The 20681-nt window shown below is 65.4% G+C and carries 19 protein-coding genes and 1 tRNA gene; 9 read left to right on the top strand and 11 right to left on the bottom strand.

Annotation, left to right across the window (positions count from 1 at the left end; translation table 11 throughout):
- Nucleotides 1-166: 166 nt before the first annotated feature.
- The 4 genes from C8J42_RS08465 to lepA all read right to left on the bottom strand — a co-directional run bounded on the left by C8J42_RS08465 (nucleotide 167) and on the right by lepA (nucleotide 5133).
- Nucleotides 167-2485 (bottom strand): TonB-dependent receptor, encoded by a 2319-nt coding sequence (locus C8J42_RS08465; protein WP_133019965.1) that lies wholly within the window; start codon nucleotides 2483-2485, stop codon nucleotides 167-169.
- A gap of 212 nt (nucleotides 2486-2697) precedes the next feature.
- The gene (locus tag C8J42_RS08460) at nucleotides 2698-2913 is read right to left on the bottom strand and encodes a type II toxin-antitoxin system RelE/ParE family toxin (RefSeq protein WP_243644276.1); all 216 of its coding nucleotides are present in this window, start codon (nucleotides 2911-2913) and stop codon (nucleotides 2698-2700) included.
- A gap of 53 nt (nucleotides 2914-2966) precedes the next feature.
- Nucleotides 2967-3155: a hypothetical protein gene (locus C8J42_RS20675; protein WP_133019636.1), complete on the bottom strand. Its 189-nt coding sequence runs from the start codon at nucleotides 3153-3155 to the stop codon at nucleotides 2967-2969.
- Between the two features lie 157 nt (nucleotides 3156-3312).
- Nucleotides 3313-5133 (bottom strand): translation elongation factor 4, encoded by a 1821-nt coding sequence (gene lepA / locus C8J42_RS08450; RefSeq protein WP_133019635.1) that lies wholly within the window; start codon nucleotides 5131-5133, stop codon nucleotides 3313-3315.
- A gap of 108 nt (nucleotides 5134-5241) precedes the next feature.
- Here lepA and C8J42_RS08445 point away from each other — a divergent pair.
- Nucleotides 5242-5318 (top strand) — tRNA-Pro (locus C8J42_RS08445).
- 112 nt (nucleotides 5319-5430) lie between these two features.
- On the opposite strand, the gene C8J42_RS08440 is transcribed toward C8J42_RS08445, so the two are convergent.
- Together C8J42_RS08440 and C8J42_RS08435 are read right to left on the bottom strand one after the other, a co-directional pair.
- On the bottom strand, nucleotides 5431-5892 hold the full coding sequence (locus tag C8J42_RS08440) for a DUF1465 family protein (RefSeq protein ID WP_243644199.1): 462 nt from the start codon (nucleotides 5890-5892) through the stop codon (nucleotides 5431-5433).
- 115 nt (nucleotides 5893-6007) lie between these two features.
- Nucleotides 6008-6205 (bottom strand): DUF465 domain-containing protein, encoded by a 198-nt coding sequence (locus C8J42_RS08435; RefSeq protein WP_056058507.1) that lies wholly within the window; start codon nucleotides 6203-6205, stop codon nucleotides 6008-6010.
- Nucleotides 6206-6457: 252 nt separating this feature from the next.
- Here C8J42_RS08435 and C8J42_RS08430 point away from each other — a divergent pair, with 252 nt between their 5' ends.
- Nucleotides 6458-6613 (top strand): YdcH family protein, encoded by a 156-nt coding sequence (locus C8J42_RS08430; protein ID WP_082441033.1) that lies wholly within the window; start codon nucleotides 6458-6460, stop codon nucleotides 6611-6613.
- A 50-nt stretch (nucleotides 6614-6663) separates the two neighbouring features.
- Here the strand turns inward: C8J42_RS08430 and C8J42_RS08425 are convergent, their stop codons facing one another.
- From C8J42_RS08425 to C8J42_RS08410, 4 genes are all read right to left on the bottom strand, one after another.
- Nucleotides 6664-7053: a PilZ domain-containing protein gene (locus tag C8J42_RS08425; RefSeq protein ID WP_133019634.1), complete on the bottom strand. Its 390-nt coding sequence runs from the start codon at nucleotides 7051-7053 to the stop codon at nucleotides 6664-6666.
- Between the two features lie 59 nt (nucleotides 7054-7112).
- The gene (gene dksA / locus C8J42_RS08420) at nucleotides 7113-7583 is read right to left on the bottom strand and encodes an RNA polymerase-binding protein DksA (protein ID WP_133019633.1); all 471 of its coding nucleotides are present in this window, start codon (nucleotides 7581-7583) and stop codon (nucleotides 7113-7115) included.
- Between the two features lie 673 nt (nucleotides 7584-8256).
- Nucleotides 8257-8988: a hypothetical protein gene (locus C8J42_RS08415; RefSeq protein ID WP_243644196.1), complete on the bottom strand. Its 732-nt coding sequence runs from the start codon at nucleotides 8986-8988 to the stop codon at nucleotides 8257-8259.
- Between the two features lie 105 nt (nucleotides 8989-9093).
- Nucleotides 9094-9534, bottom strand: coding sequence for a host attachment family protein (locus tag C8J42_RS08410; RefSeq protein WP_133019632.1), 441 nt, complete (start codon nucleotides 9532-9534; stop codon nucleotides 9094-9096).
- Between the two features lie 103 nt (nucleotides 9535-9637).
- Between C8J42_RS08410 and serS the strand changes: the two genes are divergently transcribed.
- From serS to C8J42_RS08385, 5 genes are all read left to right on the top strand, one after another.
- A complete protein-coding gene (gene serS / locus C8J42_RS08405) occupies nucleotides 9638-10915 on the top strand; it encodes a serine--tRNA ligase (RefSeq protein ID WP_133019631.1) in 1278 nt (425 codons plus the stop codon).
- Nucleotides 10915-11679 carry a 5'/3'-nucleotidase SurE gene (gene surE / locus C8J42_RS08400; protein ID WP_133019630.1) on the top strand — a complete coding sequence of 255 codons (765 nt, stop codon included), beginning with the start codon at nucleotides 10915-10917 and terminating at the stop codon, nucleotides 11677-11679. The genes serS and surE overlap by 1 nt, the downstream gene beginning before the upstream one ends.
- Complete coding sequence (locus C8J42_RS08395; protein ID WP_133019629.1) at nucleotides 11679-12824, top strand: M23 family metallopeptidase; 1146 nt, start codon at nucleotides 11679-11681, stop codon at nucleotides 12822-12824. The genes surE and C8J42_RS08395 overlap by 1 nt, the downstream gene beginning before the upstream one ends.
- Before the next feature lie 100 nt (nucleotides 12825-12924).
- Nucleotides 12925-14148 carry a tyrosine--tRNA ligase gene (gene tyrS, locus C8J42_RS08390; RefSeq protein WP_133019628.1) on the top strand — a complete coding sequence of 408 codons (1224 nt, stop codon included), beginning with the start codon at nucleotides 12925-12927 and terminating at the stop codon, nucleotides 14146-14148.
- 107 nt (nucleotides 14149-14255) lie between these two features.
- The gene (locus tag C8J42_RS08385; RefSeq protein WP_056058490.1) at nucleotides 14256-14573 is read left to right on the top strand and encodes a PilZ domain-containing protein; all 318 of its coding nucleotides are present in this window, start codon (nucleotides 14256-14258) and stop codon (nucleotides 14571-14573) included.
- Between the two features lie 4 nt (nucleotides 14574-14577).
- Here the strand turns inward: C8J42_RS08385 and recG are convergent, their stop codons facing one another.
- Complete coding sequence (gene recG / locus C8J42_RS08380; protein ID WP_133019627.1) at nucleotides 14578-16629, bottom strand: ATP-dependent DNA helicase RecG; 2052 nt, start codon at nucleotides 16627-16629, stop codon at nucleotides 14578-14580.
- Between the two features lie 108 nt (nucleotides 16630-16737).
- Here recG and C8J42_RS08375 point away from each other — a divergent pair, with 108 nt between their 5' ends.
- A complete protein-coding gene (locus C8J42_RS08375; protein WP_133019626.1) occupies nucleotides 16738-17004 on the top strand; it encodes a succinate dehydrogenase assembly factor 2 in 267 nt (88 codons plus the stop codon).
- A 118-nt stretch (nucleotides 17005-17122) separates the two neighbouring features.
- A complete protein-coding gene (mfd, locus tag C8J42_RS08370; protein WP_133019625.1) occupies nucleotides 17123-20593 on the top strand; it encodes a transcription-repair coupling factor in 3471 nt (1156 codons plus the stop codon).
- Nucleotides 20594-20681 lie beyond the last annotated feature (88 nt).

Here is a 20681-nt window from a genome sequence, read left to right as displayed (position 1 = left end):
GACGGGCCGATAGCTCTTATGCATCCCCTCCCGCGAGCGGGAGGGGACCGAGGGGTGAGCGCCCGGCCCCAACACATGCTGCCCTTGACGATAGCGCGAGCCCACCCCCAGCCCCTCCCGCTTACGGGAGGGGGGAAGAGAAGCCCCCCGCAAGCGGGAGGTCAGATCAGCGGAACTTGCCGCTGAGCGAAACGCCGATGATCCGCGGTTCGTTGAATACCGCCGCCATGTAGTTCTCGATCACGCCCTTTAGGTTCTTCTCGCCAGTGATGTTGCGGGCGAACACAGCCAGTTCGTACGCATCGTCCGGCGCCGCGTAACCGATCTTCAGCCCGCCCTCGAAGTTGCCGTTCGCGGTGAACTCCTTGGTCTTGTACAGCACGAACTGCGTGTAGCCCTGGATGTTGAAGTCGCCTGCGATGAACGCGCGACCGCCATTGCCGAGCGGCTGGTCATAGCGCGCGGTAAGGTCGACATTGTATTCCGGCGCATTCGGCAGCGGCTCGCCGTCGATCTTGACCAGGTACGTCGTACCGAAAGCGCCGGGAACCGCGCGGACCGGCGCCGAGGGCGTGCAGACCACGATATTATTGAGCGCGCAGATCTGCACCTCAGTCGTCTTGTCCCGGATCGCGCTGTGCAACAGGCTGAGGCCGGCGCCTAGCGTGAGGTTCGGTACCGGCTTCCAATTGGCCTCGGCTTCCATGCCGTACGCCTCGGCCTTGTTGCCGTTGAACAGGATGCCGTTGCCGTTGACGTCGTTGCCGTTCAGCTGGATATCGTTGACGCGGTAGCCGAACACCGTGGCGTTGAGCGTCAGCGTATTGTCGAGCAGACGCGTCTTGATCCCCGTCTCCCACGACAGGATCGTCTCGGAATTCGCGGTCGAGAAGTCGGAGTTGAACACCGCCGAACGACCCTGGATCGTCGGTCCGCGGAAGCCTTGGGCGACGCGCGAATACAGGCTGATGTCGGGGCTCGCCTGGTACAGGATGCTCGCATCCCAGCTCGGCTTGGTCGACTTCAGCGTGACGTCGCGGCGGAAGTTGGTCGGATACTGATTGACGCCAGCCGCATTCTGAACGGTCTTCAGCAGCTGCGTACGCTTCTTGTCCTCGGTGATGCGCCCGCCGAGTGTGACCGTCAGCTTGTCCATCAACTCATAGCTGACCTGGCCGAAGCCCGCCCACGAGGTATTGACGTCATGCAACCGCACCCAGTTGTTGGGATTGCGCGCCGCCGTCGTCAGGAAGAACGTCCGCTGGTAGAAATCGGTGATGTCGCGGTTGTCGAAGTACAAGCCACCGAGCTGCCAGTTGAAGCGGCCACCGGGGGTGCCGGCAACGCGCAATTCCTGCGACCATTGATCCAGATCGCGGATCTGGCCCTGCGACTGGCCGAAGCCGTTCGCGACGCCGCGGACCGGGAAGTTCGCGCCCGCACCACCATCGGTATCGCCGCGGCTGAACCCCGACGTGGTCTCGTATGCGGTGATCGAGGTCAGCGTGGCTGGACCGAAGTCGTAGGACGCACGCGCCGAGCCGCCATAGGTGTTGTAGCTCTGCGGGTTGTCGTTCCCCTCGTCGAGCGACACGGTGTTGCGCGGCTCGGCGGAGACGTCGTTCGAACCCTTCTTGAGCGCGCCGCGGTGGAACAACGTCGAGGTGCCGTCATACCAGCGCGCGTGGCCCGACAGGTCGAGCGTGAAGCGTTCGCCCGGTGTCAGCGCAAGCTGCACGCGGACGTTGCGATCGTCGAAGCCGCCCATCGCGTCCTTGCGCGGCGTCGCGGTGCTGTCCTGGCTTACACCGGCATAGGCGTTGTCGATGTAATCCGAGCGGTGCTGGAGCAGCGTCGACAGGCGGATCGAGAGGAGGTCCTTGATCAGCGGACCACCGACGCCCGCATCGAGGCTGACGCTGCCATAGCTGCCGACCGAGGCCGATGCGCGGCTCTCGAAGTCGTTGGTCGGCTTGTTCGTGTCGAACTTGATGATGCCGGCGGTGGTGTTGCGCCCGAACAGCGAGCCCTGCGGACCACGCAGGACTTCGACCTGACGGACGTCGAACACCGGGTTCGACTTCAGCACGACATGCTCGAGGATCACGTCGTCCTGGATGATCGTGACCGGCTGCGATGCACCGAGGTAGAAATCGATATTGCCGAGGCCGCGGATGTAGAAACGCGGGAAGATGCGGCCGGTGGTCGATTCGACGTACAGGCCGGGGACGCGGCCCGACAGCGCGAGCAGCGTGTCGTCGCCGCCTGCGGTATAGGCGCGCAGTGCATCGCCCGACGCGACGCCGACCGAGAGCGGGACCTTCTGGAGGTTTTCCGAGCGGCGCTCGGCGGTGACGACGATGTCGTCCAAGCCTTCCTCGGAAGCAGACTGCCCAGCCTGAGTCTGGGCCTGATCCTGGACCGGCGCGGCCTGTGCGAACGCAGCCGAGCCACCCACAACCGAACCAAACGCGACGCCGAGCATCAACGCCGACTTAACGACCGAAATCTTCAAGATGATATTCCCCAATAGTGCAGCGGCGTCCCTGACGACCGGCCGCACATCCCAATACGCAACGTCTCTACGCGCCATCGACCGCCCTCCCCGGACGGCCCGACGACGCCTCGCGACGCTCACTCCCCGGTTGGGCGGTTAGGCCGGGAATGTGTTGGTATGATGACAGTTGGTTACCGAGATTACGGGTAATCTCGACGCGCATGTACGACGTTGATCACCTCGATCGTGTCCAAGACAATACGATAGATCAAAAGATAATTGGGATGCACGACAGCTTCGCGCGTACCGTCAGCCCTGCCCGGCCGATACACGAACGGATGATCGACAAGACGATCGGCGCATGCCTCGATCAATGTCGACAGGCGTGACGCAGCGCTCGGATTCCAATCGGCGATATACTCTAGAATAGTGGTGGCATCCTCAACCGCCTCGGGGCGCCAGATCAGCTTCAGCGATCTCCGCCTGACCGATCGATGGACGACACAACCAATCTCATGGCAGCAATGGCATCTTCGTGGGCGATAGATGGACGAGGGTCCGCCAAAGATCGCGCGACCTTTTCGCGCAGCCAGCGATCATAGGCTTCCGCGGAGATCGGCGATTCCGATTCCAGGGGTTTGGATGAGACTCGCGTCATTTAGCGAGCTTAGGCCTGCCACGACGGATTGCAACGTGGTCGCGCCGCGGCAAAGCCGCGTCGTCGGACGACACGACCGAGGACGAGCTCGGTCGGTCGCCGTCCGGCTTGGCGCTAGCCTCATCAGCTAAGCGCTGCGCCGCTTAACCTCCGGCGCCTACGCGTCGTCGCCCATCCTCAGCGCGGCAATGAACGCCTCCTGCGGGATGCTGACCGAACCGTATTCGCGCATCTTCAGCTTGCCCTTCTTCTGCTTTTCCAGAAGCTTCTTCTTGCGGCTCGCGTCGCCACCGTAACACTTCGCGGTCACGTCCTTGCGCATCGCGCTGATCGTCTCGCGCGCGATCACCTTGCCGCCGATCGCCGCCTGGATCGGGATCTTGAACAAGTGGCGCGGGATCAGTTCCTTCAAGCGCTCGACCATCCCGCGGCCGCGCACTTCGGCGGTGCCGCGGTGGACGATCATGCTCAGCGCGTCGACCGGCTCCTCGTTGACGAGGATGCCCATCTTGACGAGGTCGCCCTCGCGGTAGCCGATCTGGTGATAATCGAAGCTGGCATAGCCCTTCGACATCGATTTCAGGCGGTCGTAGAAATCGAACACGACTTCGTTCAGCGGCAGTTCGTAGGTCGCCTGCGCACGACCGCCGACATAGGTGAGGTTCTTCTGGATCCCGCGGCGGTCCTGGCAGAGCTTCAGGACGCTTCCGAGATACTCGTCGGGGACGTAGATCGTCGCCTCGATCCACGGCTCGCTGATCGTCGCGATCTTGTTCGGCTCGGGCATGTCGGCGGGGTTGTGCAGCTCGATATGCGTCGTGCCGGACGGATCGGGGTGGGTCAGCTCGATCTCATAGACGACGGACGGCGCGGTGGTGATCAGGTCCAGATCATATTCGCGCGTCAGCCGCTCCTGGATGATCTCCAGGTGCAGCAGCCCGAGGAACCCGCAGCGGAAGCCAAAGCCCAGTGCGGCCGATGTCTCCATCTCGAACGAGAAGCTCGCATCGTTCAGCCGCAGCTTCGAGATGCTCTCGCGCAGCTTCTCGAACTCGGCGGCATCGACCGGGAACATGCCGCAGAAGACGACCGGCTGGACTTCCTTGAAGCCCGCGAGCGCTTCGAGCGCAGGCCGCTTGGCATCGGTGATCGTGTCGCCGACGCGCGTCTGCGCGACCTCTTTGATCTGCGCGGTGATGAAGCCCATCTCGCCGGTGCCGAGCTCGGTCAGCTGCTCGATCTTCGGACGGAAACAGCCGACCCGGTCGACCAGATGCATCGTCCCCGTCTGCATGAACTTGATCTGCTGGCCCTTTTTCAGGACGCCGTCGATCACGCGCACCAAGATGACGACGCCGAGATACGGATCGTACCAGCTGTCGACCAGCATCGCCTTCAGCGGCGCCTCCGGGTCGCCGCTGGGTGGCGGGATCTTGGTGACGATCGCCTCGAGGATCTCGACGATGCCGATCCCGGACTTCGCCGACGCGAGCACCGCCTCGGACGCATCGATGCCGATCACGTCCTCGATTTCCTTGCGCACCTTTTCGGGCTCGGCGGCGGGGAGATCGATCTTGTTGATCACCGGCACGACCTCGTGGTCGTGCTCGATCGACTGGTAGACGTTGGCGAGCGTCTGCGCCTCGACGCCCTGCGCGGCATCGACCACCAGCAACGCGCCCTCGCACGCGGCAAGACTGCGGCTGACTTCATAGGCGAAATCGACATGCCCCGGCGTGTCCATCAGGTTGAGGACGTAATCGAGACCGTCCTTCGCGTGATAGGCAAGGCGCACGGTCTGCGCCTTGATCGTGATCCCGCGCTCCTTCTCGATGTCCATGTTGTCGAGCACCTGCTCGGACATTTCGCGCGCGGTCAGGCCACCAGTTTCCTGGATCAGCCGGTCGGCGAGCGTCGACTTGCCATGGTCGATATGGGCGATGATGGAAAAATTGCGGATGCGGTCGAGCGGAGTCATGGCGCGCTCCTAGCAGCGACGCCGCGTGCGCGATAGATCGCCGACACACTCCATATTTGTCTTGAACGTTCGGGATGTCGCGGCTAGGGCGCTCACCGGCAATGTTGTCGGGGCGTGGCGCAGTCTGGTAGCGCACTGGTCTCGGGGTCCAGGGGTCGTAGGTTCGAATCCTATCGCCCCGACCATTGCCGATTTTATTGGGGTGAGTTTGCCCCCTCCCCGAACCCAAACTCTCCGTGATGATGTAAGCGCTCACCGCCCAGCGGGCCGCCCTGCTGCCGAGTCAAACTCAGCGCTCTAGAACGCGTTGGCGATCCGCTTCTGCATCGACCGAACCGGACTCACGATCACTTCCGGCATATCCTGCGCCTCATCCATCAGGGCCACGCGCCGATGCAGATCGGTGCTCGCCCCGATCATCTCACGCGCGCGCGTCGGCAGCATTGCAAGTAAAGCAGCGTCGGTAATCGGCGCATCACCCAGCCGCCGCGAGGGATCGAGCGCGTCGCGGGGCCGTAGCTCCCCCGCCTGGACCGCGCGTTGCGTCAGCAGCCACGCGATGACATGCATCAACCGCGTCGTCACCTTGAGCGATTCGCAACTGAAGCTGACCCGGATCAGCGGATCGAGCGCCTCGCGTTCGACCCGGCCGGCTTCGTCGAAATAGGTCCGCGCCTCGTCGGCCAGCAGCATCGCTTCGCTATACAGAGCGTCGATCAGGCGGCGCTGCATCCGCGATTCATAGCCGGCGTGGGTCATCGATTGGACAAATGGCACACCGGCCGGACGTCATCCAGAGAGGTTAACGATCCGCTAACCATCACCTGTCCCAAAATGCGCCAGTACGTGCGCGTTCCAGTTTAGGACGTTGCAATCACGCGATAATATCCGGAATCAGCAAGTCTTCCAGCGAGGCGATTTCGTCCCGAAGCCGCAATTTGCGCTTCTTGAGCCGCGCCATTTGCAACTGATCGGGTGTCGACGCCAGCGCGAGGGCCGCGATCGCGTCGTCGAGATCGCGATGCTCGATCCGCAATGAATCAAGTCGAACTCTGGTCTGCGCGTCGTCCACTCGCCCCCCGATGGCTGCCGTCGTGTGCGCTGCCCTTAGCAAACGCAGCGCAGTGCGCGAGTGTGAAACCGTCCCTGCAGAGCGGACCGGGGTCGAAAACGTACTTCATGACGAGGCGCGCCTCCACCGCGCACGATCGGTCCGTCGCGCCAAATCGTTCGACCAATCGATTTGGTCCGTTTCCGATGAAGACATTTCGATGACGGAGTGGTTTACTCCGTTCCCCAACCCGAATGCAGGAGGCAACCCACCGTGCAGACGACTCATCAGACAGCCCTGGAAACCAAGCATGCCGTGCTGGAGCAGCGGATCGCCGACGAAACCCACCGTCCGCTACCCGACGCGAACCTTTTGGCGAGCCTGAAGAAGCAGAAGCTGCGACTGAAGGAAGAGATCGTCAGCGTATAACGGTCGTCGATACCGCTCCCCGGCTAGATCCGGGGAGCTACTTGGCGGAGCTACAGTGGCTTCGGATTGCGCAAGGCGTACGCGCTGTCCGACGCCTTGACCGTATAGGATGACGACACGGGTTTGGCCGCACCCGATGGCTTGCGCACATGCCGCGGGTCGATCGGCGAGTCGAGCGATATGCCCATCCGCCCCTCGGTGCACCACGCGACCGTGCCGGCAACTTCGCCGATCCCGCGCAACGTCACCGTGACCGGCGTCCCGACATCGACGACCTTGGCAAGCTCGGCCATCAAACCCGTCTCGGACAGGTTACGAACCCTAGCCTCGCGGGCAGTCGTCTCGTCGCCGATCCGCACCTGCGCGACCAGCAGCAAGCTGTCCCGCTCACGCTGTCGCCGGTTCTCGTTGCCGCCGAGCGCCCCGGTGTCGATGCTCATGCCGCGACCGATTTTACCATGATCGAACACAGCTTTCTCTTCCCCGTCGGTGGGCGCGATCAATCCTCGCGCGACACCTTCTCGTTACGCTCGTGCCGTTCCTGCGCCTCGACCGTCATCGTCGCGATCGGTCGCGCCTCAAGCCGCGCTAGGCTGATAGGCTCGCCGGTGACTTCGCAATAGCCATATTCGCCTTCGTCGATCCGCCGAATCGCGGCTTCGATCTTGGAGACGAGTTTGCGTTGACGGTCGCGCGTGCGCAATTCAATCGACCAGTCGGTCTCGCTCGACGCACGATCGGTGAGATCCGCCTCACGCAGCGAATCGACCTGCAACTGCGAAAGCGTTTCCTGCGACTCCCGCAGGATCGACTCCTTCCACTCCTGAAGCTTGCGGCGGAAATACGCCTGCTGCTTCAAGCTCATGAAGGGCTCGTCCGCGTCTGGACGATACCCATCCTCGCCGCTGTCGTTGGCGGCCTTTCGACTGGAATTCCCGGTATCGTCCACACGATTCATTACGGTCGCCATACCACTCTCCCTCTGGCCCCGTCGCATCAGCCTCGCTGATTTCCAGGAACCGCCCCCAAATGGTGAAAGCGCCTATAGTCTCACGGGCGGGGGACCACAAGCGACAGGACTTGCGCATTCCACCTGCTCGCCGACATTTTATTGCGGCCACGGCGGCATCAATTTCACGACCGCAGTTCGACCCTACGTATCTTGATGCAAGGCACGCGGTGCGGACTCTGTCCCACCACGGCACGTTAACGATGGCATGCCTTCCTCGTGATAAGTAAATCCTCGTTTAACCATCTCGGATGTGGTTAAGCTACTTGCGCTTAACGCTTTGTTTTGCAGTTAGTCGGATAGCAGTTCCGAATACTGCGTACGGGGATCCGGCAACACGAGGGTGCCGGCAACGAAAGAGTGACGATATGTCGGTGAGGATGGCCCTGGCGAAATTGTGCGCGTGCGCGTGCGGTGGCGCTTTGATCGGCGGCGGTGCGGTGCATATCGCCGAGCGCCCGCAGCGAACCGCCAATACCAAGCGAGTCCTGGTCAAGCGAGTCGCGCGGCCACAGATCGCCGCCGTGACTCGGCCGCGCGTCCGCCGCGTGGTCACCACGACTCGCCAGACGTGCGCCCCGACCGTTGTAACGGTCGCAAGCGCAGCGCCCGTCCCGGTTCCGGTCGGCACCGGTTACATTGGCGGCGGCGGCGCGGGTCCGGACCCGATCGCGGTCGGCGGCAGCGGCGGGTTCTTCGGTACGCCCGGCGGATTCGGCGGCGGGTTCGGTGGTGGCTTTGGCGGCGGCTTCGGTGGCAGCGGCGGATCGAGCGGGAGCATCGTCATCTCCTCGACGTCGAGCGGCGGATCGACTTCGACCGGTGGATCGTCGACCAGCAGCGGCGCGTCTTCGACATCGAGCGGCGGGTCGTCGACCAGTACCGGCGGCGCGACCATTTCTAGTACCTCGTCGACCGGTGGGTCGAGCGGCAATGTCTCGTCCGCATCGGGTGGCTCAAGCGGCAACATATCGTCGGCCTCGGGCGGATCGAGTGGCGACGTGTCGTCCTCGACCAGCAGCGCATCGTCTGCGTCGTCCGCCTCCTCCGCGTCGTCGGCCAGCAGCGGTAGTTCGTCGGGATATGGATCGAGCAGCAAGGGTTGGGGATCAAGCGGCGGCTGGAACTCGACCGGTGGCTGGAGCTCGAACGGATCGTCCGGCAGTTCCGGATCGTCGGGAAGCAGTGGCTCGTCCGCGAGCGGATCGAGTGGTTCGAGCGCAAGCAGTGCCAGCAGCGCGTCGAGCGCGAGCAGCGCGAGTTCGAGTGGCAGCACGGGATCGAGCGGCGGTCCGCCGGCACCCGTTCCCGCTCCGCCGATGGTGTTGCTGTTCGGTGCGGCAGCAGCAGCGCTCGTCGCGCGCAAGCGTTTCGCCAAAACGAAAGCGGTTGCAGCTTAAGCGCTGGACCTTCGCATAGAAAAGGCCCCGCCGGAGATCCTCCGACGGGGCCTTTTTTTCTTGATCTGCGATCAGGCGTTCATCAGGGCCTTCTCGATGTCCTTGATCGGATGACCGGTCAGGTCCTTGTCGAGTTCGCCCTTGAGGCGGCTGGTGACTTCCTTGTGGTAATGCTTGCGCAGTTCGCCGAGCGTCTTCGGCGGTGCGACCACGATCAGCGAGTCATACCTGTTCTTCAGCGCACCAGTCTTCAGAAAGTCCGCAGCGTCGGCGGCGAAGCGATCTTCCTCGATCTGGTGGAAGTCGGTCGGCTCGACCGAACTCTGCACACCGCCCTGTGGCGATGAGGCACGGCCGGCGGAATCTGTCGCCTGGTCGCGCGTCGCCGGATTGTCCTGCTCCTGAGCCTTCTCGACGACGAGATTGGGGAACTCGGCGTCGCCCTCGTTGCGCAGGAACAGCATTTTCCGGCCGTCCGCGACGAGCACGACGGAGTTGTGGGGAAGATGCATGCGTGTCTCTCCTTTTCGCTATGCGTATGCGGGGTGAACGCGCCGCGTGCCGGGGAGGTTGCGCCGCCTTGCGTACGCCCCTCGCGCTCGGCATAGCCCAGTCATGCACGACATACGCCTGATCCGCGACGATCCCGCCGCCTTCGACGCCGCCCTCGCCAAGCGGGGTGTCGCACCGCAGTCCGCCTCGCTGGTGACGCTCGACGAACAGCGCCGCGCCACGATCGCGGACTCGCAGACCGCGCAGACCCGCCGCAACGAACTGTCGAAGGCGATCGGCCAGGCCAAGGCACAGAAGGACGAGGCCAAGGCGCAGGCGCTGATGGCCGAAGTCGCGAGCCTGAAGGAGGCGTTGCCGGCACTGGAGGCCGACGAAGCGCGGCTTGGCAACGAACTCCAGGCCATGCTTGCCGCGATCCCGAACCTTCCCGCGACCGACGTGCCCGAGGGCGGCGGCGAGGACGACAACGCGCTGGTCCACACGAGGGGCACGCCAACGATGTTCGCGTTCACGGCGCGCGAGCATGACGCGATCGGTCCTGCGATCGGCCTCGATTTCGAGACCGGCGCGGCGATGTCGGGCGCGCGCTTCACGTTGGTCCGCGGGCCTGCCGCCAAGCTGCAACGCGCGCTTGGCCAGTTCATGCTCGATCATGTCGCCGACGCCGGCTGCGAACAGGTCTCGCCGCCGTTGCTGGTCCGCGACGAGGCCGTGTTCGGCACCGGCCAGCTGCCCAAGTTCTCCGAGGACTTGTTCCGCACCACCGACGGCCGCTGGCTGATCCCGACCGCGGAAGTGAGCCTGACCAACATCGTCCGCGAACAGATCCTCAGCGAAGCCGAACTGCCGCTGCGCTTCACCGCGCTGACGCCGTGCTTCCGCTCCGAGGCGGGCGCCGCGGGTCGCGATACGCGCGGCTACATCCGCCAGCATCAGTTCGACAAGGTCGAGATGGTCTCGATCGTCACGCCCGACATGTCCGAGGCCGAGCATGAGCGCATGACGGCGTGCGCGGAGGGCGTGCTCGATGCGTTGCAGCTACCGTTCAGGCGGATGCTCCTATGCACCGGCGATATGGGTTTCACCGCGGCACGCACCTACGATCTCGAAGTCTGGCTACCGGGCCAGGCGCGCTATCGGGAGATCAGCAGCGTCTCGACCTGCACCGATTTCCAGGCGCGCCGCATGAACGCGCGCTATCGGCCCGAGGGCGAGAAGGGCACGCGGTTCGTCCACACGCTCAACGGCTCAGCGCTCGCGGTCGGCCGGACGCTCGTTGCGGTGCTGGAAAACTACCAGCAGGAAGACGGCTCGGTCGCGGTGCCGGCGGTGCTCCAGCCGTATCTGGGCGGGCTCACCGTCCTGGAGCCGAAGCGCTGATGCGGATCCTGCTCACCAATGACGATGGCTATCACGCGCCCGGTCTCAAGGTGCTGGAGGCGATCGCCCGGACCTTGTCCGACGACGTCTGGATCGTCGCACCCGCCGAGGAACAATCGGGCGCCGGGCATTCGCTCACGCTGTCGCGGCCGATCCGGGTGCGGAAGCATGGCGAGAAGCGTTACGCGGTCGCCGGTACGCCGACCGATGCGGTGATGATGGCGCTGGCGAAGATCATGAAGGATTGCCCGCCCGACCTGATCCTGTCGGGCGTCAACCGCGGCGCCAACCTTGCCGAGGACGTGACCTATTCGGGGACCGTCTCGGCAGCGATGGAGGGCGCGCTGGGCGGCATCCGGTCGATTGCGCTGAGCCAGATCTACAGCCGCGAAGGCATGGGCGACAGCGTGCCGTTCGAGGCCGCCGCGGCGTGGGGCGAGCGCGTCCTGCGGCCGCTGGTCGACGCACCTTTGGCCCCGCGCACGCTGGTCAACGTCAACTTTCCCGCTGTCCCCGCCGATGCGGTGAAGGGCGTGCGCGTCGTTGGCCAGGGTTTCCGCGACTATGGCCGATTACAGATCGTCAGCAACACCGATCCGCGCGGCTACGAATATCACTGGTTCGCGCTTGGCCGAACCGTCGAGACGCCGGCGCCCTCGACCGACCTTGAAGCGACCGCGGCGGGGTACGTCTCGGTCACGCCGCTGCATCTCGACCTGACCCATTTCGAGTCGATGGACATGCTGACGCAGGCCTATCGTTGATGCGGCGTGCGGGCGTCCTGGTTACGCTGGCGACGCTCGCGCTGACCGCGTGCATTCCGCACGTCGATCACCCCGCCGGCTACGGTAATCCGCCACGGCGTCCGTACCGTTCCCCGCCCCGCCGTGACGATCCGCCCCGCCCGCGTGACGATTCGCCCCGTGAGGATATGCCGCGCGACGACCGGCCACCGCAGGACATTCCCGGCCGCGAGACCGGCGAGGTCACCACCCTGCCCGCTCCGCGCCCCGCCTGGGAGGCACGCCCCGTCAGCGCCGATGCGAAGACGATCCCCGGCACGACCTATGTCGTCCGGCCCGGCGATACGCTGAGCCGCGTGGTCGATCGCAGCGGTGCGAGCCTCGAAGCGATCGCGCGCGCGAACGACCTCGAATCGCCCTATTCGATCCAAGCCGGCCAACGATTGCAGATCCCCGGCGGCCGCTATCACCAGGTCCGCCGCGGCGAGACCGGGATCGCGATCGCTCGCGCATATGGGGTCGAATGGTCGCGGATCGTCGCCGCCAACGCGCTCGTCGAACCCTACGTGCTGCGTGCCGACCAGCGCATCCAGATTCCCGGCGAGCCAAGCGGCGGCACCGCGAGCGCCTCCGAACGAGCGCAGGCGTTCACGCTCGATATCGACGACATCCTGACCGGAGGCGAACCCGCGCTCGCCAGCAACCAGGCGCCGGCAAGACCGATCGCGACACCGCGCCGCGTGCTGCCGTCGAACGCCGTCGTCACCGCGCCGGCGCGTCTCGCAAGCGGCGGGTTCCTCTGGCCGGTCGATGGCAAGGTCGTGAAACGCTTCGGCCACGGCGCCAGCGGCGAACGTAACGACGGCATCAAGATCGCCGTACCGGTCTCGACCCCGATCCACGCGGCCGCGGACGGCGTCGTCGCCTATGTCGGCGACGGCATCGCCGCGCTGGGCGGACTTGTCATAATCAAGCACGGCGGCGGCTGGACGAGCGTCTATGGCCACGCGTCGAAGCTGCTCGTGCAACGCGGCCAGAGCGTCAAGCGGGGCCAGACGATCGCGCTGTCGGGCGATACGGGGTTTGCGGATCGCCCCGAACTGCACTTCGAACTGCGCAAGGGGCGGACTCCGGTGGATCCGACTTCGCAACTGCCACGAACGTGATTCTCCCCTCCCGCTTGCGGGAGGGGTCGGGGGAGGGCATGGGGGCGAGGAAGCCCCTCCCCTAACCCCTCCCGCAAGCGGAAGGGGAACGAGACGCACCATGACCTACCAGTCCGACCTGCTCACCACGCTGACCTCGCGCGGCTATGTCCACCAGATGACCGATGCGGCCGCGCTCGATGCGCTCGCCGGTAAGCAGGTGGTGCCCGGCTATATCGGCTTCGACCCGACCGCGCCGTCGCTGCACGTTGGCAGTCTCGTCCAGATCATGTTGCTCCGTCGGCTCCAGCAGACCGGTCACAAGCCGATCGTCCTGATGGGCGGCGGCACCGGCAAGATCGGCGACCCGAGCTTCAAGGACGAAGCGCGCAAGCTGCTCGGCGAGGACGGGATCAAGGCCAACGTCGTCTCGATCCGTCGCATCTTCGAACGCTTCCTGACGTTCGGTGACGGGCCGACCGATGCCGTAATGCTCGATAACGCGAAATGGCTCGACGCGCTCGAATACATCCCGTTTCTGCGCGATGTCGGCCAGCATTTCTCGGTCAACCGGATGCTCGCGTTCGACTCGGTGAAGCTCCGGCTCGACCGCGAACAGTCGCTGAGCTTCCTCGAATTCAACTACATGATTCTCCAGGCCTACGACTTCCTCGAACTGTCGCGCCGCGCCGAGTGCCGCCTTCAGATGGGCGGCTCGGATCAGTGGGGCAACATCGTCAACGGCATCGAACTCGCGCGTCGCATGGACTCGACCGAGGTCTACGGCGTCACCACTCCGCTGATCACCACGGCGGATGGCGGCAAGATGGGCAAGACGATGTCGGGTGCGGTCTGGCTGCACGAGGACCAGTTGCCGCACTTCGATTACTGGCAGTTCTGGCGCAACACCGACGATCGCGACGTCGGCCGCTTCCTGAAGCTGTTCACCGACCTCCCGCTCGACGAGATCGCGCGTCTCGAGGCGCTCGAAGGCGCGGAGATCAACGCCGCCAAGATCGTCCTCGCCAACGAAGCGACCGCGATGTGTCGCGGACGTGCAGCAGCCGAACAGGCCGCCGAGACTGCGCGGAAGACGTTCGAAGAAGGCGCGTCGGGCGACTCGCTACCGAGCTACGCCGTTTCCGGTGGCTCGATCGGTGTCGTCGAAGCGCTCGTCGGACTGGGCTTCGTCGCCTCCAACGGCGAAGCCCGCCGGAAGATCGCCGAGGGCGCGGTGCGCGTGGATGGCAAGGCCGTCCGCGAGCCGACCGCTACCATCGACGTCGCATCGCCCGTGCGGCTCAGCCTCGGCAAGAAACGACATGGGATGCTAACCCCCTCGTAATAGACGCATTCTCGTTTCGAAGAACGTCGCGTTAAGCATCACCGTTCGTATCGGGTTCACGCCGCACGCCGTACACGGGCGGGATGGTTATTCCAGGGGAGCGATCGATGCCACGCTACGCAATGGCCGTTCGCGATGCGCGCGGCGAGCCCCGCGACGAAGTGATGCACCGCACGCATGCGCTCGACGGCGACGACCGCATGGTCAAGCTGGTGCTGGTCAACATGTCCGCCAATGGCCTGATGGCACGGTGCGACGGCGATCCCGCCGCGGGTGATCGACTGCGGATACGCCTGCCGATCTTCGGCTATGTCGACGCGGTCGTGCGCTGGTCGCTCGGCGGTCGGATCGGCTGCGAGCTCGAACGGACGATCCCGCTCGCCGAATATTACACGATGTTGACGGTGATGATCCGCAACAGCTGACGCCTCAGCCGGAGCGGAGCAACGCCACGCCGGCGTCGCGGTCGAACAGATAGAGCGCCGTCCTTGCCGCCTGCCCTCGCGGTCCCTCCAGTCCGCCATCACGATCGATCAGCAGGCGCGCGTCGTCGTGCGCGCATTGCAGCAGGTCGGCCATCATGTCCGGCGTCGCGAGCCGGAACGCCATCTCACCCGACTGTTTCGTGCCGAGCAACTCGCCTGCGCCGCGGAGCCGCAGGTCCTCCTCGGCGATGCGGAAGCCGTCGTTGGTCTCGCGCATCAGGGCGAGACGCGCGCGGGACGTCTCGCTGAGCGACGACCCGCGCATCAGCAGGCAGATCGACCGCCCGGTGCCGCGGCCTACCCGCCCGCGGAGCTGATGGAGCTGGGCAAGGCCGAAGCGGTCGGCGTGCTCGATCACGATCAGCGTCGCGTTGGGGACATCGACGCCGACCTCGATCACCGTCGTCGCGACGAGGACCGACGTGCGGGCGGCGGAGAACTCGGCCATCACCGCGTCCTTCTCCACGGGTTTCATCCGGCCGTGGACGAGCGCAACCTTGTCGCCGAAGCGGGCGCGCAGCGTCTCGGCGCGCATCTCGGCTGCGGCAAGGTCGCTCTTTTCGCTTTCCTCCACCAGCGGGCACACCCAGTATGCCTGCCCGCCATCCGCCAGATGCCGCCCGAGCGCGTTGACCACGTCGTCTAGCCGGTCTTCGGAGATCACGCGCGTCTCGATCGGCTGGCGCCCCGGCGGCATCTCGTCGAGGCGGCTCACATCCATCTCCCCGTACTGCGCGAGTGTCAGCGTCCGCGGGATCGGCGTCGCGGTCATCGCGAGCAGGTGTGGCGGCGCGACACCCTTGGCCTGCAACGTCATGCGCTGCGCGACGCCGAAGCGGTGCTGCTCGTCCACCACCACCAGACCCAGGTCCTTGTAGCCGACCGCATCCTGGAAGATCGCGTGCGTGCCGACAAGGATGTCGATCTCGCCGCTCGCCAGCGCCATCAGCGTCGCCTCGCGCACGCGCCCCTTGTCGCGACCGGTGAGCACACCGATCTCGATCGGCAAGCCGGCGAGCGATTTCCGAAGCGTCTCGTAATGCTGGCGCGCGAGGATTTCGGTCGGCGCGAGCATCGCGGCCTGTGCGCCGGCCTCGACCGCGATCAGCATCGCCATCGCCGCGACCAGCGTCTTGCCCGAACCGACATCGCCCTGCAGCAGCCGCAGCATCGGCGCGGTCTGCGCGAGATCGCCCTCGATCTCGCCGACCGTCCGCGATTGCGCACCCGTCAGCGTGTAGGGGAGCTTCAGCAGGTCGCGCAGCCGCCCGTCGCCCCGCAGCGCCCGCCCCCGCCGCTTGCGGGTATCCGCGCGGACGATCGTCATCGCCAACTGGTTTGCGAACACCTCGTCATACGCCAGTCGCTCGCGCGCCTTGGCATCCGAGGGGTCGGCGTGGATGCGCGCCAGCGACTCGTACCAGCCGGGCCATTCGCGTTTTGCCTTCAGCCCAGGTTCGATCCACTCGGGCAGGTCCGGCGCGCGCGCGACCGCCTGCGTGGTCAGTGCCGCCAGCCGCCGCGACGTGAGGCCTTCCGACAACGGATAGATCGGCTCGCGCTCGCGCAACTCCTCGTCGGGTTCGACGATGTCGGGATGGACGATCTGCAATTCCTGGCCGTATTCGTCGAGCCGGCCTGAAATCCGCTTGGCCTCGCCGATCGGCAGCAGCTTCTTCGCCCAACCGGAGCTCCCGCCGAAGAAGACAAGGCTGACGTAATTGCCAAGCTCGTCGGTCGCCTGCACCCGCGTAGGCCCCCGCCCCGCACTGATCCTGTAGTCGCGCGGCGTCAGCGTAATCGTTATGATCCGCCCAGCATCGCTCGACATGAGCTCTGTGCGTGGCAAGCGATCAACGTAGCCGCTCGGCAGATGGAAGGCGACGTCGACGACGCGCGCGAGCCCGAGCCGGTCGAGCGGCTTGGCGAGCGCGGGCCCCACCCCTTTCAGGACGAGAGTTTCGGCGAACAGCGGATTGAGGATTTCGGGTCGCATGACTATCTGGCCTCTATAGCCTAGCCGACGTCCGCTGCTACGGGTCCCTGCAAGTGTTTCGCCGGGTTCCCACCAGCGGTCGCCGGCTGTTCGTGTTTGGAGTTCGAAATGGACCACGAAACCCGCCTGAAGCGCCTCGGCTTCCGCAGCTCGCACCGCGGCACGCGCGAAGCCGACATGATGATCGGCGGCTTCTTCGCGACCTATGGTCGGACGTGGACGCCGGAACAGCTCGACTGGTTCGAGGCGCTGCTGGAGGAACAGGACGTCGATATCATGGGCTGGGCGATCGGCTCGATCGTGTGTCCGCCCGAGTGGGACGGGCTGATGATGCAGGCGATGCGCGACATTAATTACGTCACGGTCGTGAAGTAAGTACCTCCCTCTCCCCTTCGGGGAGAGGGTCGGGGTGAGGGGCAGCCAAGCAGTGCAGTGCCCGGAACAGCCCCTCACCCAACCCTCTCCCCAGCGGGGAGAGGGCTTTAGGAAAACAATGCCAGACCTCAAGACGATCCTTTCCGCGACTAGCCCGCTGATCCTGTCCGGCGTGCCGTCCGGCTTCCAGCCGTCGCTGCTCGCCGATCTCGCGCGCGCCGCGAAGACGCGCGCGGTGTTCATCGCGCCGGACGACGCGGCGATGCGAGCGGTTGCCTCGACCGCGGCGTATTTCGCGCCCGATCTCGAAGTGCTGAGTTTCCCCGCCTGGGACTGCCTCCCCTACGACCGCGCCTCGCCGACGCTACGCATCATGGCCGAGCGTGTCGCCGCGCTCCAACGCCTGCAAGGCAAACCCAAGGGTCCGCAGCTCCTGCTGACCACCGCGAACGCCGCGACGCAGCGCGTCCTCACGCCGTTCCGCATCCGCCAGCTCGTCGCGCGTCTGGCGCCCGGCGAACGGATCGGCCGCGACAAACTCGCCATGTTGCTCCAGGCGAACGGCTATGTCCGCACCGACACCGTCCACGACCAGGGCGAGTATGCGGTGCGCGGCGGGATCGTCGATCTCTACCCGTCCGGCGAAGATCATGCACTGCGCCTCGACTTCTTCGGCGACGAGATCGAGAGCGTCCGCACGTTCGACGCCGCCGACCAGCGCACGACCGGCCGGATCGACGGCTTCGTCCTGCTCCCCGCCTCCGAAGCACTGCTCGACGAGGACTCGATCAAGCGCTTCCGTACGCGCTACCGCGACGCGTTCGGCGCGACCGCGACCGGCGACCCGATGTACCAGGCGATCTCCGAAGGCCGCCGCATCGCGGGCATGGAGCATTGGCTGCCGCTGTTCGAGGAGAAGATGGCGACGTTGTTCGACCATCTCGGCGCCGACGACGTGGTGGTCCGCGACAACGGCGTCGCCGCGGCGGTCGAAAGCCGGCTCGAATCGATCGCCGACTATTACGAGAACCGCAAGCGCGCCGAGGCGGCCCAGCCCGGCAGCTACCGCCCGATGCCTGCCAAGGCGCTGTATCTCGATGCGCAGGAATGGTCCGGCGGCGTCGAGGCGTTCGCCGCGCACATCACCTCGCCGTTCCACGAACCGCCGAGCGACACCGTGCTCGACTTCGACGTCGACGGCCCGCGCGATTTCGGCCCAGAGCGCGCGGCGCAGACGAACATCTACGAAGCCGTCGCGGATCATGTCGAGAAATTGCGCAAGCAGGGCCGGAAACCGATCCTCGCCAGCTACTCGATCGGCGCACGCGAACGCCTGGGGAGCCTGCTCGCCGACCACGGCATGAAAGGCGGCAAGCACGCCGAGACCTGGCAGGAGGCGCTCGGCATCGCCGACACCGCGCGCAGCTTCGGCGTCGCGCTGATCGTCCTGCCGCTCGACCACGGCTTCACGGCGCCGGGGATCGCGGTCCTCACCGAGCAGGACATGCTCGGTGACCGCCTCGTCCACCGCAAGAAGCGCAAGAAGTCCGCCGACGCGTTCCTAGCCGAACTGGCCACGCTGACGCCGGGCGACCTCGTCGTCCACACCGAGCACGGCATCGGGCGGTACGAGGGCCTGACCTCGATCCCGGTTGGCCAGAGCCCGCACGACTGCGTCGCGCTGAGCTATGCCGGCGGCGACAAATTGTACGTGCCGGTCGAGAATATCGACGTCCTCTCGCGCTACGGCTCGTCCGAGGAAGGCGCGACGCTCGACCGTCTCGGCGGCGAAGGCTGGCAGCGCCGAAAATCGAAGATGAAGGAGCGGATCCGCGAGATCGCCGGCGAACTCATCGCGACCGCCGCCGAACGCGCGCTGCATCCAGGCGACGTGCTCGAACCCGATGCGAGCGGCTATCCGAGCTTCGTCGACCGCTTCCCGTACGAGGAAACCGAGGACCAGGATCGCGCGATCGAGGACGTTCTCGGCGATCTCGCCGCAGGGAAACCGATGGACCGGCTGGTGGTCGGCGACGTCGGCTTCGGCAAGACCGAGGTCGCGCTGCGGGCAGCGTTCGTCGCGGCGATGGGCGGCAAGCAGGTCGCGATCGTCTGCCCGACGACGTTGCTCGCGCGCCAGCATTACAACAATTTCGTCGCCCGCTTCGAAGGCTTCCCGATGAACATGGGTCGATTGTCGCGGCTCGTCACCGCGAGCGAGGCGAAGGCGACCAAGGAAGGGCTCGCGAACGGCACGATCGACGTCGTCATCGGCACGCATGCATTGCTGGCGAAGAACATCGACTTCAAGCGCCTCGGGCTGGTGGTGGTCGACGAGGAGCAGCGGTTCGGCGTGACGCACAAGGAGCGGCTGAAGGCGCTGCGGGCCGACGTCCACATGCTGACGCTGACCGCGACGCCGATCCCGCGCACGCTGCAGATGGCGATGTCGGGCATCCGCGAGCTGTCGGTGATCCAGACGCCGCCGGTCGATCGCCTGGCGGTGCGGACGTACATCATGCCGTTCGACCCGGTCGTGTTGCGCGAGGCGTTGCTGCGCGAGCATTACCGCGGCGGGCAGAGCTTCGTCGTCACGCCACGGGTCGCGGACTTGCCCGAGATCGAGGATTTCCTGCGCGAACAGGTGCCCGAGATCCGCTTCGTCGTCGCGCACGGCCAGATGTCGCCGACCGAGGTCGAGGAACGGATGTCGGCGTTTTACGACAAGAAGTTCGAGGTGCTCGTCTCGACCACGATCATCGAGAGCGGGATCGACATCGCGTCCGCCAACACGATGATCGTCCACCGCGCGGACCGCTTCGGCCTCGCGCAATTGTATCAGCTGCGTGGTCGCGTCGGTCGATCGAAGACGCGGGCGTATGCGTATCTCGTGACGCCACCCGAGCGGCAGATGACCGTCACCGCGGAGAAGCGGCTGAAAGTGCTCTCCGATCTCGATTCGCTGGGGGCTGGCTTCCAGTTGGCGAGCCACGATCTCGATATCCGAGGCGCGGGCAACATGCTCGGCGACGAGCAGACCGGGCATATCAAGGAGGTCGGCTTCGAACTCTACCAGGCGATGCTGGAGGAGGCGATCATGGACGCCAAGGCCGGCGGCATGACCTCGTCCCGGCCGCGCGATTTCTCGCCGCAGATCACGGTCGACGCTCCGATTCTCATCCCCGAGGATTACGTGCCCGATCTCGACCTGCGGATGGGTCTGTATCGCCGCCTCAACGACCTCGACGAGAGCCAGGAGATCGAGGCGTTCGCGGCCGAGATGATCGACCGGTTCGGCCCGCTGCCGGATGCGACCGAGAATTTGATCAAGGTCATCGAGATCAAGCTGAACGCGAAACGCGCGTGCGTGTCGAAGATCGACGTCGGGCCGAAAGGTGTGCTGGTCTCGTTCCACGACGACAAGCCGCCGAACATCGACAAGCTGCTGGCGTATGTCGAGCGGCTGAACGGGGTTGCGCGGTTGCGGCCGGACAGCAAGCTGGTGCTGCAGCGGGCCTGGGGCGATCCGAAGGCTCGGCTGCATGGGGCGCTGCAGTTGTCGAAGGGCTTGGCGAAGGCGGCTTCTTAAGCCCTCTCCCCTTCGGGGAGAGGGTTGGGTGAGGGGCGCCGCGAGCGTTACCCTCTACAACAGCTCCTCACCCCGACCCTCTCCCCGA

The organism is Sphingomonas sp. PP-CE-1A-559 (genome assembly GCF_004340965.1).
Classification (GTDB): Bacteria; Pseudomonadota; Alphaproteobacteria; order Sphingomonadales; family Sphingomonadaceae; genus Sphingomonas.
Note: the sequence above shows the minus strand (reverse complement) of the source record. Positions and strands in the feature narration are given on the sequence as shown.